This is a genomic window from Nocardia callitridis, from assembly GCF_039543305.1.
Classification (GTDB): domain Bacteria; phylum Actinomycetota; class Actinomycetes; order Mycobacteriales; family Mycobacteriaceae; genus Nocardia; species Nocardia callitridis.
Genome location: NZ_BAABJM010000001.1, coordinates 1,499,400 through 1,513,669 on the forward strand (window position 1 = coordinate 1,499,400; position 14,270 = coordinate 1,513,669).

Sequence of the window (14,270 nt, forward strand, 5' to 3'; positions counted from 1 at the left end):
GGTGCCGTGGATCACCGTAACCGCTACCGCCCGCCTTCGCTGGCACACCCGGATCAGCGTGGTTTCACCAGCGGGAAGGGCAACGTTTCCCGGATGCCACGCCCGGTGATGAGCATGACGACCCGGTCGACACCGAGTCCGAGGCCACCGGTCGGCGGCATCGCGTGCTCGAGTGCCTGCAAGAAGTCCTCGTCGAGTTCCATCGCCTCGGCGTCACCGCCCGCCGCGAGCAACGACTGCTCGGTGAGCCGGCGCCGCTGTTCGATCGGATCGGTGAGTTCGCTGTAGGCCGTGCCGAGTTCGACACCCCACGCGACGAGATCCCAGCGCTCGGCGACACCGGGGATATTGCGGTGCGCCCTGGTCAACGGCGACACCGAGGTGGGGAAATCGATATAGAACGTCGGCTGCTCGGTGTGTGACTCCACCAGGTGCTCATACATTTCCAGCACCACCTGGCCCGCGTCCCAGCCGTGTTGGTAGGGCACCTCGGCGGTATCGCACAGTTCACGCAATGTCGCGAGGTCGGTGTTCGCGTCGATCTCGGTGCCGATGGCCGCCGAGATCGCGCCGTGCACGGTACGCACCGCCCACTTGCCGGAGATGTCCACCTCCCGCATCGAGCCGTCGCCGTTGGGGCGCAAGGCCACCATGGAGCCGTTGGCCGCGAGTGCCGCGTTCTGAATCAGTTCGCGACACAGATACATCATTCGCTCGTAGTCGCTGTGCGCCTCGTACGCCTCGAGAATGGTGAACTCGGGATTGTGGCTGAAATCGACGCCCTCGTTGCGGAAGGTGCGGCCGAGCTCGAACACCTTCTCCATGCCGCCGACACACAGCCGCTTCAAATACAGTTCCGGGGCGATCCGCAGGTAGAGGTCCAGATCGTAGGCGTTGATATGGGTGTGGAACGGTGCGGCATTGGCGCCGCCGTGCACCTGTTGCAGGATCGGCGTTTCCACCTCCAAATAGCCTGCGGCGGTGAGTGAATCGCGCAGCGAACGCAGGACCGCGCTGCGCTTGGCCAGCACGTCGCGGGTGTCCTGGTTGATCGCCATGTCGATGTAGCGCTGCCGTACTCGCGCCTCCGGGTCCGACAGGCCCTTCCACTTGTCCGGCAAGGGATGCAGGCATTTGCCGAGCATCCGCCAGTCGGCCGCGAGCAGCGACAGTTCACCGCGACGACTATTGCCGATCTGGCCGCTCACCTCGATGAGGTCGCCGAGGTCGAAGAATTCGCCGAATTCCGCGCTGCATTGCGCACCAACGCGATCGCGGTCGATCACCAATTGCAGGTCGTCGGACCAGTCGCGGATCACCGCGAAGATGACGCCGCCGTAGTCGCGGATACGCATCAATCGACCGCAGACGCGAACAGTGGTGCCGCGCGGCGAGTTTCGCGCTGCGGCGACGGTGTGCGTCGGAGGGTAGGCGACGGGGTAGGCCTCGACGCCGGATTCGGTGAGCTTGGCGAGCTTGTCCATCCGCACGCGTACCTGCTCTGGCCTGCGGTGCCCCGGATCGGCGACCTCGGCCCTCGTCGCGTCGGGCGGGCTGCCGTCGGCGTGCAGGCCGGTGACGTTCGCGGGCACCGAGCTGTGTAAACCCGTGTGCGTCACGGTGTCGGGAGCCTTACCGAACCTCGGGAGGAACCCTTCGGCGAGTGCGCTGGCGACCGCGGCCCTCGGCAGTTGCCTGCGCTCCTCGAACAGGAAGAACCTCGGCTCCCAGTGCGGCTGATACTTCACATTCGAGCGATACAACGCCTCCAGTTGCCACCAGCGCGAAAAGAACAGCAGCACACCGCGCCACAGGCGCAGCACTGGTCCAGCGCCGATGCGCCCGCCCTCCTCGAACACCGAACGGAACACCGCGAAGTTCAACGAAACCTTGGTGATCCCGTGCTGTTCGGAACTCAGTGCGAGTTGCGAGATCAGCAACTCCATCACGCCGTTCGGGCCGCCGGGTTCTCTGCGCATCAATTCCAACGACGCGCCGGTGCGTCCCCACGGCACCAGCGACAACATGCCGAGCACGTTCCCCTGCGGGTTGACCGCCTCCACCAGCAGGCAATCACCGTCGAGCCGGTCGCCGAGTCGACCGAGCGCCATCGAGAAACCGCGCTCGGTCTCGGTGTCGCGCCATGCCTCGGCGCGCGCGATGATCTGTGGGAACTCCTCGGCGGGAATCTCGCTGTGGCGCCGAATACGCACGCTCACACCGTGTTTGCGCAGCCGATTGGCGGCCTGGCGTACCGGTTTCATCTCCGGTCCCGCCAGCGAGAACGTCTTGGTGTCCAGGATCGCCTCGTCGCCGAGCCGCAGTGCGGAGAGCCCGGCCCTGCGGTAGGCGGTGGCGCCGAGTTCACCGGCGCCCATCACCGCTGGTGCCCAGCCGAACCGGTCGGCCATGCGCAGCCACTCGTCGATCGCCTGCGGCCACGCCTCACGAATGCCGAGGGGATCGCCGCTGGCCAGGCACACGCCGAGTTCTACGCGGAAGGTCACCGCGGCCTTGCCGCTCGGCGCGAACACCACCGCCTTGTCGCGCCGCGTCGCGAAGTAGCCGAGCGAATCCTCCACATCGGAGCGCTCCAACAGCCCGCGGATCGCGGACTCGTCGGTGCCGGTCATGGCATTGGCCGCCCGTTGCGAACGCAGCAGGATGAGCACCGCGGCGATCAGCGCGATCGCACCGAACAGGCCGAGCAGGAAATTCACGAACGGCCTTGGGTGACCGTCGAAGTGCTCGTTGTTCACCAACACCGCCGCGGTCACCCGGTAGACCGCCCAGCCGGGCCGCTGCACGCCGCGCGGCAAGGAGCCGGGGAACAACTCCACCAGGCCCCAACCGAGCAGGCAGCCGATCGCGAGGCCGCCGAACAGCACGCCGAGCGCCTTCCACCCCGCGCCACGACGCACCTTGGTGTAGAACTCGCGCCACGCCGCGATCAGCACACCGATCACCGCGAGGTGCACCACCAACGCGACGACGGCGTGCGGGTTGCCGTCCTCGGCGATATCGAGTGCGTTCGCCAGCGTGTACAGCGCCAGATAGCCGAGCAGCAGCCACCACGCGATGCGCTTGCGGCTGGCGATCGCGCCCGCGAGCAACCCGACGACCAACGCCCACATCAGGTTCGTATCCGGTGCGTCGAAGTAGTAGAGGTCGATATAGCGGCGCGGTACCTGGGTCAGATAGCGCAGGCCGGGGGAAAGACTCCACAGCAAGCACAGCGCCGCGAATACGCCGAGCGCGAGGCCCGCGAGGTGCGGTGCCTCGGCGAGACGTCCGTGACCGCGATGCGGGACCGGCGGGGTCGGCCGATCGCGCGGTGGTTCGGCAGGAGGGTGTCGCGTGGCTTGCGTGGTGGTCACCGAACAAGTGTGTACGGTCGCGCGGTCGGCGTGCTCGAACCCCTCGCGGGCATGTCTGTGGCGCCACCGGTCGAGGCGGGCAGCGGTGGTGTTCGCGCGCACAAGCCGGGGGCTGGCTACCAGCGGTTCATTCGGACACGGTAAGGATGTATGCCATGCCAGAACCAGTCGATGTGCCGATCGAAGACGAAGCCATCCGGCTCGGACAATTTCTCAAGTTGGCCAACCTGATCGAATCCGGTGCCGAAGCCAAGACCGTGATCGCCTCCGGCCTTGTCCGGGTCAACGACGAGGTGGAACTGCGGCGCGGGCGACAGTTGCAATCAGGCGATGTCGTCACGTTGGCCGGTCGCAAGGCACGTGTCACGGGGTGATGCGAACGCGTCGTGGTGATCACGCCTGAGGACGGCACCGCGAGACAGGAACCTTGCGGAAAGCGCCGGTGGTCGGCGAACAACGTCGGATACCCCGCGCGGCTGAGCCTGCTGCTGGGCTGACCGTCGAACGCGTCCACGCACACAACCTCGTCTTGGCCGAGCGGCTCCACGTGCCGGGCCACCGCGCCGACCGTCGGGCGGTTGTGCCGTCATAGGGCGCCGCCGAGCCCGGACCACGACCGAACCCGCCACCCGCACGGCCAGGCAGCCGCCATCATCACCGATACCGGCTCGTCCCCACCGGGGGCGCTCGATCTGTCCGTGCCCAACCGGCATGATCGGTGCTCGCGCCGCGCGGGTCGGTGGCACCGGGGCGAGCAGCGTGCGCTGGCGGCGCGCAGCACGATCGGTCAGCGGTGTCAGTCCTCGGCGCGCACGACGACACCGTCGGGGTCGCTATAGAGCACCTCGCCGGGAACGAAGGTGACGCCGCCGAACTCGACGGGCACGTCGCGCTCGCCGCTGCCGGTCTGCGTGCTCTTACGCGGGTTGGTGCCCAGTGCCTTGAGACCGATGTCGAGGGTGCGCAGGATCGCGGAGTCTCGGACCGCGCCGTTGACGATGACGCCCGCCCACCCGTTGTCGACGCCGCGTCCGGCGATGATGTCGCCGACCAGCGCGGTGTGCACGCTGGCGCCACCGTCGACCACCAGGACCTTGCCCGCACCTGGTTCGCCGAGGGTTTGCTTGACCAGCAGATTGTCCTGGAAGCAGCGGATGGTCGTGATGCGGCCGGAAAATGCCGCGCGGCCGCCGAATGGGATGAACTGTGTGTCACAACTGCGGATATCGGGGCCGATCTCGTCGGCGAGGTCTGCGGTGGCGACAGTATTCTGCGATTCGGTCACCACACCTATTTTGCCGCGTTTGCTCCGTGCGTGCTGCGTCGGGGCTCGCGCTGACGGTAGTTCAGCAGGTAGATGTCGCGTTCTTGGTAGGAGGTTCTGGAGTGGTCGAGCAGGGACGGATCGAGTCCGTGCTGTGCCAGTCGGAAGCGGCGCCACACATAGCTGAGTGAGACGGTGAAGACGCCGAGCGGAATGATCATCATGACGATCAGCCCGACCTTCAGCAGCATCGGTCCGGGGAAGAGCAGAACGAGCGCGAAGAAGGGGATGGCGGGTCCGAGGAAGCGCACGAGATAGCGCTGCATGGCGCCGTGTCCGACAAGGTCGTGCAGGACCCAACCGTGCAGCTCGTGGGGGAGCTGGCCGCCGAAATCGTAGAAGATCCGTTGGCGCATCGTGGGCCGTTTCATGTCTTCAGGCTATGCCTGTGACTCAGGTCACGCCACTAGCGAAAGGGGCTCGCTCAGCCCCGCCCGTGCCTGCGCTCATAGGCGAGGCGCTCGGATTCCGCGCGCGCGCTCGGGCGCCCACCGGCCAGCGCGGGATCGAGTCCGTGCTTGACCAGGCGGGCGCGCTGGAACACATACATCAGCGCCACCGTGAAGTAGATCAGCGGCAGATACAGCAGCGCCATCATCGCCAGGCCCATCCACACCGGGCCGGGTATCAGCAGAAACAGCAGCAAGACCGGGATCGCGGGCAGCAGCATCCGCATCAGGTACCGCCGCGTCGAGCCGGGGCCGGTGACATCCGCTCGGACCCACTCGCGCATCGAGTCCGGCAGCCGACGACCACAGATGTAGCCGATCTTCTGGGTAGGGCTCGGAGTACTCGACATTCCTCCAGCATCCCGGATTGTCCGATTCACCGCAGCACCGGGGTGGCTGCTGACACCGGCGTCACGCGCTGATCGCGAGCGTCGCCGCCAAACCGAACGCCACCGCCATCACCACCACCTCGATGCTCGCCCTGCGCAACGAATCCGCGGCGGTCATCCGATGGTCGGCGGCCTTGCGCACCCAGGTGCGCCGCCACCACCAACCCATGGTGAGCAACACGATCAGCACGACGGTCTTCGCGAGGAGAATCCGGCCGTAGCCGGTGGTCACGAACGGGGTGATCCCGCCGACGCGCACCACGCCGTTCACCAGACCGGTCACCGCGACGATCGCCACCAGCGGCAGCGCCACCGTCGAGTATCGCGGCAGCACCGTCGCCCACTCACCCCGCGAACGCACCACCAGCGCCAGCGCGACCAGCACGCCGAACCAGGCCGCCGCCGCCAAGGCGTGCGCGGCGGCGAGCACCGAGCCGAACGGCTGCTGTGACATATGTCCGGTGACCGGCCGCAAAGCCAAGGCGACCGCGGCGAACACCAGCACCAGGTCGGTCGACGCCGAGGCGGGTTTGCGATACGACAGCGTCGAGTAGCACGCCAGTGCGCCGACACACCCCAGAACGGCGATGCCGATCTGGCCGCCCGCGAGGTCGACCAGGTAGGTGGCGAACTCGTCGGCGGACAGCCGGGTGATCGCGACACCGACCACCTCGGCGGCCTCGAAGGCCAGTACCGCCAACTCCGTGCCCCACCAGAGTCCCGCCAGTACGGCGAGCAACCGCCATCGCGGTGTCGGCTTGGGTTGCAGGCGGGGCAGTGCGGCGAGCCCGAGCACCACCGCGCCGGTGCAGTCGGCGATCACCCGCACGATCGCCTCGGCGGGCAGGGTGACGGGAATGGTCAACGCCCACGCGAGCGCGACGCCGAGCAGACCCGCCACGGCGACCGTGGGCAGCAACCGCCACGGCGACCCGGCGTCCGGTCCCTCGGGTGCGCGACCGGACGCCGATGGCGTGGTGTTCACTGCTTCGGCTTGCGGCTCCCGGCGCCGAACAGCGCGAACGCCAGTCCGCCGCCGAAGAGCACGACGGCGCCGACGATGAAGACCCACAACGGAATTCCGCCCGAGCCGTCCTCGCCCGAGTTGGTCCCCGCCGCACCGGGTTTCGGGCCGGGTGTTCCGCTACCTTCCTTGGTGAGCGTGAAGTGTCGGGTGCCGCTCACCGGATGGCCGTCGGCGGAGGTCACCCGGTAGGCGATGGTGTATTCGCCGACCGGACCCAGCTCACCCACCTCGACGCTGACCTGATTGCCTTCGACGCTCGGTGCGCTCTTGGACCACAGGTTGCCGTCGGGGCCGACGACGGTCAGCGAGGGAAAATTCGGCTGCAACGACTCGTTGAAGCCGACGCTCACCCGCGCGGGTCCCGCGTCGACGGAGCTGCCGTCCTCGGGTGTGCTCTCGGTCGGAATGGAGTGCGCCGCAGCGGTTCCCATCGCGGTGGCGCCGAACCCCAGCATGAGCAGCCCGGTAATGAGGGCGCCGATCAGCCGCCGGTTCACGAGCGCCTGGCCCGGATGACGTTGCCGAGGCCGAGCGCCACGCCGAGCAGGCCGAGCGCGAGCCCGATGCCGCCGAGCCAGCGGGCGGTGTCGTCGCCCTCTGCTGCCTCGGTGCCCGCGGCCGGTGTCGCGATGCTGCCGTGGTGGCCTTCCGCGCCTGCCGGTGCCAGGGACAGCGTCGGGGCGGGGTGTTCGGGTTCGGTGCCGTCGGGTGGGGTCGGCTGATCCCAGTCGACGACCTTCCCGTCCGAGTAGGTCTGCTTGGCCTCGAATTCCACCGACTGCTGGGCGGGCAGCGGACCGAGTGCGACGACGAAGCGTTGGAATTGGTCGGGTCCGACACCGGGGTTGCCGGGATTCGCCGTCCAGGTGATCGCGGTGACCTCGAGCTTGTCGTTGTGTTCGGCCTTCGCCGTCCACCCCGGGATGGGTTCGGTCCGTGCGCTTTTCAGGTTCGGAATGGTGACGGTGAGCGCGACGGTGTTGGCCGTGTCCGATTCGGTGGGGACCTTGAAGGTGGCTACCGAGTAACCGTTCTGTTGGGCGTCGGGGGCCTCGACGGTGACGTGCGCTGCGGCGGTACCGCCGCCGAGCAGTACCAGTGTCGCGGCGGCGACGGACGTGCCGCAGGCACGCGAAAGAGAGCGAGTCATGAAAGAGCTTTCTTCTCCGGGTGAAACGTCTGTGGGTGCGTGGTGCTCAGGCGGGCATCGGCGGCGCGCGCGGACCGCTCGCACCGTTCGGAGAAGCGAGATAGGGAGCGTGGCGGGGATTCGACCACCGTGGCGCGCCGACGATGCTCGGTGCGTGTGGCGTACCGAGCACCGAACCGACGACGCGGGAGGCCACAGCATACAGCCGCTCGGCCAGCACGATGAGTACCGCGCAGATGAGGGTGGCGACCGTGTGCGCCACCAGCATCCATCCGGTGGGTAGCGCGGAATTCGATGCGGAATGGGTGTGACCGAGCCCGGTCAACGCGAGGTGACCGGCGAGTTGGCCGCCTGCGAGCAGCCCGACCACGGTGCAACGGCGCCGTCGCGCGAGGACGGTGTCGCCCGCGCAGCCCGCGACGACGGCGATCAGCAGAATCAGCGTCAGCTCAGCGGAACCGGGGTGTCCGCCGCCCGCCGTGCCGTGCGCGGCGACGGCGAGCGCGCTCACCATGACACCGACCAGGCCACCGCGCAGGTGGCCGGTGATCGGGCCGGGCGTCATGAGGTTGGTGTTCGGGTGGTCAGCGCACGCCGAGACGGGCGAGCACATCCGCCTCGATCCCGGAGAGCTCACTGGCGATCGAAGCGTGCACGGTGCGACGACGTTGCGGCGGCATCTGCTCGGCCGATTGCACCGCGGCACTGAGACTGTCGAGCCGCCCGCGCTGTGCGCCGATGAACTCGTGGGTCTCCGCGACCGCCTTGGCGTCTTTCGCGCCGATGCCGTCGTGGGTGTCGATCCTGTCCAGCGCGGCGGAGGTGTTGGCGATGCGCGCGCGCAGCTTGGCGCCGTGGCCGCCGAACTCGCCGAGTTGGTTGATGTCGACACCGAGGTTTTGCGCCCTGCGGTTGTCGAGTTGGCCGCGCACCAGGGTGGCGCCGCGGTAGGCCAACGGCGCGAGCACCGGGATGAGCACACGTGCGACGCCGAGGTACTTCTTGACCTGGCTCGGGCTGAACGGGTCGCGTTCCGCGCGTGCCGCGGCCTTGAGTGCCGCCTTCTCCTCGGCCTTCAAGGTCGAGATCTGCGCCTTGCCCACCTTGCGCTGGGTGCGTTCCTCGCCGCGGCGGGATTTGCGATCGTTCTTGGCGCTCAGCTTGGCCTCCAACGCGGCCTTGTGCTTGAGCGCCTTCGCCTCGGCTCGGCGGCTCGGCCGCCGCTTGCGCTTCGTGAACAACCCCATCGAAGGCCCTCCGTCCAGCTGGTTTGCCATGGCAACGCGGCGCGGGAAAACCCTTGTCCGCCCATGTCACACGGTTCGGGGTAACCCTAGCTTGTGTCGGGTGTCGCGCGCGTCGCGCATCGGTGGGTGAATCCGCGACGAACTACGGCGATTCGTGGGTTTGTCGGGGGCAGGGACCATACTGCATGCGTGGAATCGGGTAATGGTGACCGCGATGGTCGCGAACGAAACGGTCGGGAGCGCGGCGAAACCAGCGACTTCGGCGGCCGATACGGTGGCGACGACTGTGCGGAATCCGCTCGGTATCCGCGTCCCGATCTTCCCGACGACTCCGATGCGACGGCAGCCGCTGTCGGTATCGACAGTACGGGCGTGGGCCCCGGGGACGACAACGACATCGGTGCTGCCGAATTCGCCACTGTCGTCGACAGCGCAGCGGCCGACAACGCTGAGCTGGCTGACAACGTTGAGCTGCCCGACAACGTTGAGCTGCCCGACAGCACTGGGCTGGCTGACAATGTTGAGCCCCCCGACAACGTTGAGCTGGCCGACAGCGCCACCAGCGTCGAAATAACGTCGGGTGTCACCGAGACCCCGACCGCCTTCCTCGATGCCAGGGCGCTGATCGGCTGCCGCCACCGGTTGCACCTGAACGCCACGAATCCGCGCGCACTGATCGGCGTGCTCGAGGACGCCGGGGTACGGCAGCGTCGCGACGCGGCCGACGCCCACCGCTCGCGGGTGCGTGAAGCGCTGATCGCGGCCGACCCCGAAGCCTGGGTGGTGATCGACCCCAGCCTGCGGGCCAGCGAACGCGCCGAGGCGACCATGCGGGTGTGCCGGGCTGGTACGCACCATGTGTGGGGTGGGTTGCTGCCGCAGGAACCCGATACCGGCCGCCGCGGCGGCTCGGAGATCCTGCTGCGTGACCATGACCGCGGCGGCTACATCCCGGTGTTGGTGGTCAACCACAAGGTGACCGACCCGCGTCGCCCCGAGCCCGCCGATTTCCACCCGGTCACCTCCGACCCGTATCGCTGGGCACCGAAGCCGGACCCGTACCGCAAGCTGCGCCAACAGCCGCGCGACCAGCAGCGCCTCGCGCACCTGTACCGCATGCTGCAGCGGCACGGGTTGGCCAGTCCCGCGCTGGTCGGCGGGGTGATCGGCTACAGCTTCGATCGCATTCTCGTGCACGATCTCGCCGCCGCGCTCGCCGACTACGACCAGCGCTACAGCGACCGCATCGCGGTGGTGCGCGGCGAACTGCCGACCGTCCCGTCGAAGGTGCCCGAATGCCGTCAGTGCCCCTGGTGGACGCGCGGTGCCGACGGCGTGGGTTGCGAGGGATGGTTGATCGACCACCGCGATGTCAGCCTGGTCGCGCCGGGTTCGCGAGCGGAGGTGCTGCGCGGCCACGGTGTGCACACGATCGATGATCTGGCCGATTGGGTCGGCGAGGATCCCGAGGACTGGCAGCACGGCCCGTTCGACGAGGCGGTGATCACCGCGCGGGCGTGGATCGCCGGGGCGCGGATGGTGCGCAGGGTGGAGTCGGTGTCGGTGCGCCGCGCCGACGTGGAGGTGGATGTGGACCTGGAAAGCTTCCAGGAATACGGCGCCTACCTATGGGGCACCCTGCTGGACGGGGTGTATCGCCCGTTCGCCACCTGGGATCCGTTGCCGACCGAGGACGAGGGCCGCTCCTTCGGCGAGTTCTGGACCTGGCTGACGAACATCCGCGATGACGCCGTCGCCGCGGGGAAAACCTTTGCCGCGTATTGCTATTCGCGCACCGCCGAGGACAAATGGCTCTACGAGTCGGCCAAGCGCTTCGCCGGTCGTCCCGGCGTGCCGACGAAAGAGCAGGTGCGTGCGTTCGTCGACGGACCGCAGTGGGTGGATATGTTCCAGGCGGTCTCCGATCAGTTCATCTGCCCGAACGGCAAGGGCCTCAAGAAGGTGGCGCCGGTGGCGGGGTTCGCGTGGCGCGACGCCGAGGCGGGGGGCGAGGCGTCGATGAGCTGGTACCGGCTTGCCGTCGGCTACGACGCCGCACCCGACCTCGGTCAACGCACCCGCTTGCTGGAATACAACGAGGACGATGTGCGTGCCACCCAGGTGCTGCGCACGTGGATGACCGACCGCGCCGACCTCGAGGTTCCTGGCCTCGCGGATTTCGCACGTCGTAGTATCGCGACGTGACTGAGCACGTCGAACAACTCGAGTTCCAGGCAGAGACGCATCAGCTGCTCGAGCTGATGATCCATTCGGTCTACTCCAACAAGGACACGTTCCTGCGGGAGTTGATCTCGAATTCGTCTGACGCGCTGGACAAGCTGAGGTTGGAGTCTTTTCAGAACAAGGATCTGCAAGTCGACCTTTCCGATCTGCGGATCGACTTGGAGGTCGGTGGGGAACAGGAGGGTGACGAACGGACGCTAACTGTTCGCGACAACGGCATCGGTATGTCGCGTGCCGAGGTGATCGATCTGATCGGCACCTTGGCGAAATCGGGGACCGCGGAGCTGCGCAGGAAGCTCAAGGAAGCCAAGAGCGCCGAGAGTGCCGCGGATTCGGGGGAGCTGATCGGCCAGTTCGGCATCGGTTTCTACTCGACCTTCATGGTCGCCGACAAGGTGACGCTGGTCAGCAGGCGGGCGGGGGAGCAGGAGGGCACCCGCTGGGAGTCGCAGGCGGGTAGCTCGACCTACACGATCGAGACCGTCCCCGATGCGCCGCAGGGCACGTCGGTGACGCTGCATCTCAAGCCGAGCGACGAGGACGATCATCTCTTCGACTACACCAAGGAGTGGAAGCTCAGGGAGATCGTCAAGAAGTTCTCCGACTTCATCGCGTGGCCGATCCGCATGCGGGTGGAGCGCACGGTCACCGAGGGTGAGGGCGAGGACCAGAAGGAAACGACGGTCGTCGAGGACCAGACCCTCAACTCGATGAAGGCGTTGTGGACCCGACCCAAGAGCGAGGTCAGCGACGAGGAGTACAAGGAGTTCTACAAGCACGTCAGCCACGCGTGGGACGACCCGCTGGAGGTCATCCCGCTCAAGGCCGAGGGCACCTTCGAATACCAGGCGTTGCTGTTCATCCCCTCGCAGGCGCCGTTCGACCTGTTCACCCGCGAACACCAGCGTGGGGTGCAGTTGTACGTCAAGCGCGTGTTCATCATTGACAACTGCGAAGAGCTCATGCCGGAGTACCTGCGGTTCGTCAAGGGTGTCGTGGACGCGCAGGACCTGTCGTTGAATGTGTCGCGGGAGATCTTGCAGCAGGATCGCCAGATCCAGATGATCCGTAAGCGCCTGGTGCGCAAGGTCCTGTCGACGGTGAAGGACCTGCAGACCGCGTCGTTGGCGGCGGGCAGCGCAGACGCCGAGAACGCTGAGAATGCCGAGAACGCCGACGCCGCTGAGAACGCCGCGCCCAAGCAGGACAATTACCAGACCTTCTGGCGCGAATTCGGCCGTGTCCTCAAAGAAGGTCTGCTGTCGGACTTCGACAACCGCGAGACCATCCTCGAGGTCTCGTCGTTCTCCTCCACCCACTCCGACAGTGCGCTGACCACGCTCGCCGCGTACAAGGAGCGGATGCCGGAGGGTCAGGACGCGATCTACTACATGACGGGCGAGACCCGCCATCAGGTGGAGCGTTCCCCGCACCTGGAGGCCTTCAAGGCCAAGGGCCGCGAGGTGCTGATCCTGACCGACCCGGTCGACGAGATGTGGGTCGGCCAGGTGACCGAGTTCGACGGCACCCCCTTGCAGTCCATCGCCAAGGGCGAGGTCGACCTGGAGACCGAGGACGAGAAGAAGGAGTCCGAGGCGCTGCGCGAGCAGCAGGACAAGGACTTCTCCGAGGTGCTGACCTGGCTGGGTAAGTCGCTGGACGATCAGGTGAAGGAGGTGCGCCTGACCAACCGGCTCACCACCTCGCCAGCATGCCTGGTGGGCGATGTGTTCGATATGTCGCCGATGTTGGAGCGGATGTATCGCGCCTCGGGTCAGAACATGCCGGAGGCCAAGCGGATTCTGGAGCTGAACCCGACCCATCCGCTGGTCACCGGGTTGCGCGACGCGTACGCCACCGACAAGTCGGCCGCCGAGGCGGGCGAGGCCACCGAGCTGTCGGAGACCGCGCAGTTGTTGTACGGCACGGCGGTGCTCGCCGAGGGTGGCGAGCTGAAGGATCCCGCGCAGTTCGCGCAGATTCTCACCGACCGGCTCACCCGCACACTCTGAGTGATTCCGGGATGGTCGCCGATCGGCGGCCATCCCGGTTCGCAAAGCTGTTGGTGGCGGCGATATTCGCGCCAATCCGCTGCTCGAACCGAGTGCGACCGGGTTAGATGTGGACGGTCGAGAGGATCGTCAGGTGATGTCAGCAAACCCGCTCGCCGTCGCGGACGTATGGGATCTCGTCGCCGACGGATACGCCGAATTCGCGGCGAAGCTGGTGCGGCCGTTCGCCGCGCAGGCGCTCGAATTCGCCGCACTGACCCCGCGCAGCAGGGTCATCGACGTGGCGTGCGGACCAGGCACGTTGAGTTTGCTCGCCGCGCAGCGGGTCGCGCGGGTGCACGCGGTCGACTTCTCCGAGCCGATGATCGCGCAACTCGCCTACCGTGCGCGGGCCGAGGGTGTGGACAATATCGACGGTCAGGTGGCCGACGGTCAGGCGTTGCCGTTCGAGGACGGGGTCTTCGATGCCGGCTTCTCGATGTTCGGCGTGATGTTCTTTCGCGAGCGGTCGACGGGCCTCGCTGAACTCTTACGGGTACTTCGACCAGGCGCTACGGCCGTGGTGTCCAGTTGGGCGCCCGCTCTGGAGTCGCCGCTGATGCGCTTGATATCCGGCGCCGTGCATGCTGCCGATCCCTACCAGCGCGAACCCAAGCCCGATTATCTCGGCATGGAGAATCCCGATATCTTCCATTCCGAGATGCGTGCGGCGGGTTTTCGCGCGGTATCGATTCAGCGGCACACGAATTCGTTGACCTTCGACGGCGTCGACGACCTGTTCGATTCCATGATTCGCAGCAGTGCGGGATTGATGCTGCTGCGACGCAGTATCGGCGAGCGGGAATGGGCGCGGCGCGAAGAGCTGATCAAGAGGCATCTCACCGAGAGATACCACCAGAATCGGCCGCTGCCGACGGTCGCGTATTTGGGGATCGGGCAGAAACCCCTGGAATGACGCCAACCCCTGGAATGACGTCGAGGCAGCCGGGGCGATGGCGCACCCCAGACGCCGATCGCGCGCGGCCGTTATGGAAAACAGCCGCGCGCGAAG

General features: G+C 67.1%; 13 protein-coding genes. 4 read left to right on the plus strand and 9 right to left on the minus strand.

Features of this window, described 5'->3' with window-relative positions; all coding sequences use genetic code 11:
* Positions 1-53: 53 nt before the first annotated feature.
* Positions 54-3,377 (minus strand): bifunctional lysylphosphatidylglycerol synthetase/lysine--tRNA ligase LysX, encoded by a 3,324-nt coding sequence (lysX, locus tag ABEA50_RS06365; protein ID WP_345494089.1) that lies wholly within the window; start codon positions 3,375-3,377, stop codon positions 54-56.
* Positions 3,378-3,532: 155 nt separating this feature from the next.
* Here lysX and ABEA50_RS06370 point away from each other — a divergent pair, with 155 nt between their 5' ends.
* On the plus strand, positions 3,533-3,751 hold the full coding sequence (locus tag ABEA50_RS06370) for an RNA-binding S4 domain-containing protein (RefSeq protein ID WP_345494090.1): 219 nt from the start codon (positions 3,533-3,535) through the stop codon (positions 3,749-3,751).
* A 422-nt stretch (positions 3,752-4,173) separates the two neighbouring features.
* Here the strand turns inward: ABEA50_RS06370 and rraA are convergent, their stop codons facing one another.
* The 8 genes from rraA to ABEA50_RS06410 all read right to left on the minus strand — a co-directional run bounded on the left by rraA (position 4,174) and on the right by ABEA50_RS06410 (position 8,963).
* Positions 4,174-4,662 carry a ribonuclease E activity regulator RraA gene (gene rraA, locus ABEA50_RS06375; RefSeq protein WP_345494091.1) on the minus strand — a complete coding sequence of 163 codons (489 nt, stop codon included), beginning with the start codon at positions 4,660-4,662 and terminating at the stop codon, positions 4,174-4,176.
* A 5-nt stretch (positions 4,663-4,667) separates the two neighbouring features.
* Positions 4,668-5,072 (minus strand): DUF5313 family protein, encoded by a 405-nt coding sequence (locus tag ABEA50_RS06380; protein ID WP_345494092.1) that lies wholly within the window; start codon positions 5,070-5,072, stop codon positions 4,668-4,670.
* Between the two features lie 53 nt (positions 5,073-5,125).
* Positions 5,126-5,500, minus strand: coding sequence for a DUF5313 family protein (locus ABEA50_RS06385; protein WP_345494093.1), 375 nt, complete (start codon positions 5,498-5,500; stop codon positions 5,126-5,128).
* Between the two features lie 61 nt (positions 5,501-5,561).
* Complete coding sequence (locus ABEA50_RS06390) at positions 5,562-6,524, minus strand: copper resistance D family protein (RefSeq protein ID WP_345494094.1); 963 nt, start codon at positions 6,522-6,524, stop codon at positions 5,562-5,564.
* Positions 6,521-7,021, minus strand: a complete 501-nt coding sequence (locus ABEA50_RS06395) for a copper resistance CopC family protein (RefSeq protein WP_345494685.1) — start codon at positions 7,019-7,021, stop codon at positions 6,521-6,523. Before ABEA50_RS06395 ends, ABEA50_RS06390 begins: the two co-directional genes overlap by 4 nt.
* A 38-nt stretch (positions 7,022-7,059) precedes the next feature.
* Complete coding sequence (locus ABEA50_RS06400) at positions 7,060-7,716, minus strand: YcnI family copper-binding membrane protein (protein WP_345494095.1); 657 nt, start codon at positions 7,714-7,716, stop codon at positions 7,060-7,062.
* A gap of 46 nt (positions 7,717-7,762) precedes the next feature.
* Positions 7,763-8,281 (minus strand): hypothetical protein, encoded by a 519-nt coding sequence (locus tag ABEA50_RS06405; protein WP_345494096.1) that lies wholly within the window; start codon positions 8,279-8,281, stop codon positions 7,763-7,765.
* Positions 8,282-8,300: 19 nt separating this feature from the next.
* Positions 8,301-8,963: a DUF6474 family protein gene (locus ABEA50_RS06410; RefSeq protein WP_345494097.1), complete on the minus strand. Its 663-nt coding sequence runs from the start codon at positions 8,961-8,963 to the stop codon at positions 8,301-8,303.
* A gap of 570 nt (positions 8,964-9,533) precedes the next feature.
* Here ABEA50_RS06410 and ABEA50_RS06415 point away from each other — a divergent pair.
* The 3 genes from ABEA50_RS06415 to ABEA50_RS06425 all read left to right on the plus strand — a co-directional run bounded on the left by ABEA50_RS06415 (position 9,534) and on the right by ABEA50_RS06425 (position 14,174).
* Complete coding sequence (locus tag ABEA50_RS06415) at positions 9,534-11,168, plus strand: TM0106 family RecB-like putative nuclease (RefSeq protein ID WP_345494687.1); 1,635 nt, start codon at positions 9,534-9,536, stop codon at positions 11,166-11,168.
* Positions 11,165-13,219, plus strand: a complete 2,055-nt coding sequence (htpG, locus tag ABEA50_RS06420; RefSeq protein WP_345494098.1) for a molecular chaperone HtpG — start codon at positions 11,165-11,167, stop codon at positions 13,217-13,219. Before ABEA50_RS06415 ends, htpG begins: the two co-directional genes overlap by 4 nt.
* Positions 13,220-13,355: 136 nt before the next feature.
* Positions 13,356-14,174: a class I SAM-dependent methyltransferase gene (locus ABEA50_RS06425; protein ID WP_345494099.1), complete on the plus strand. Its 819-nt coding sequence runs from the start codon at positions 13,356-13,358 to the stop codon at positions 14,172-14,174.
* Positions 14,175-14,270 lie beyond the last annotated feature (96 nt).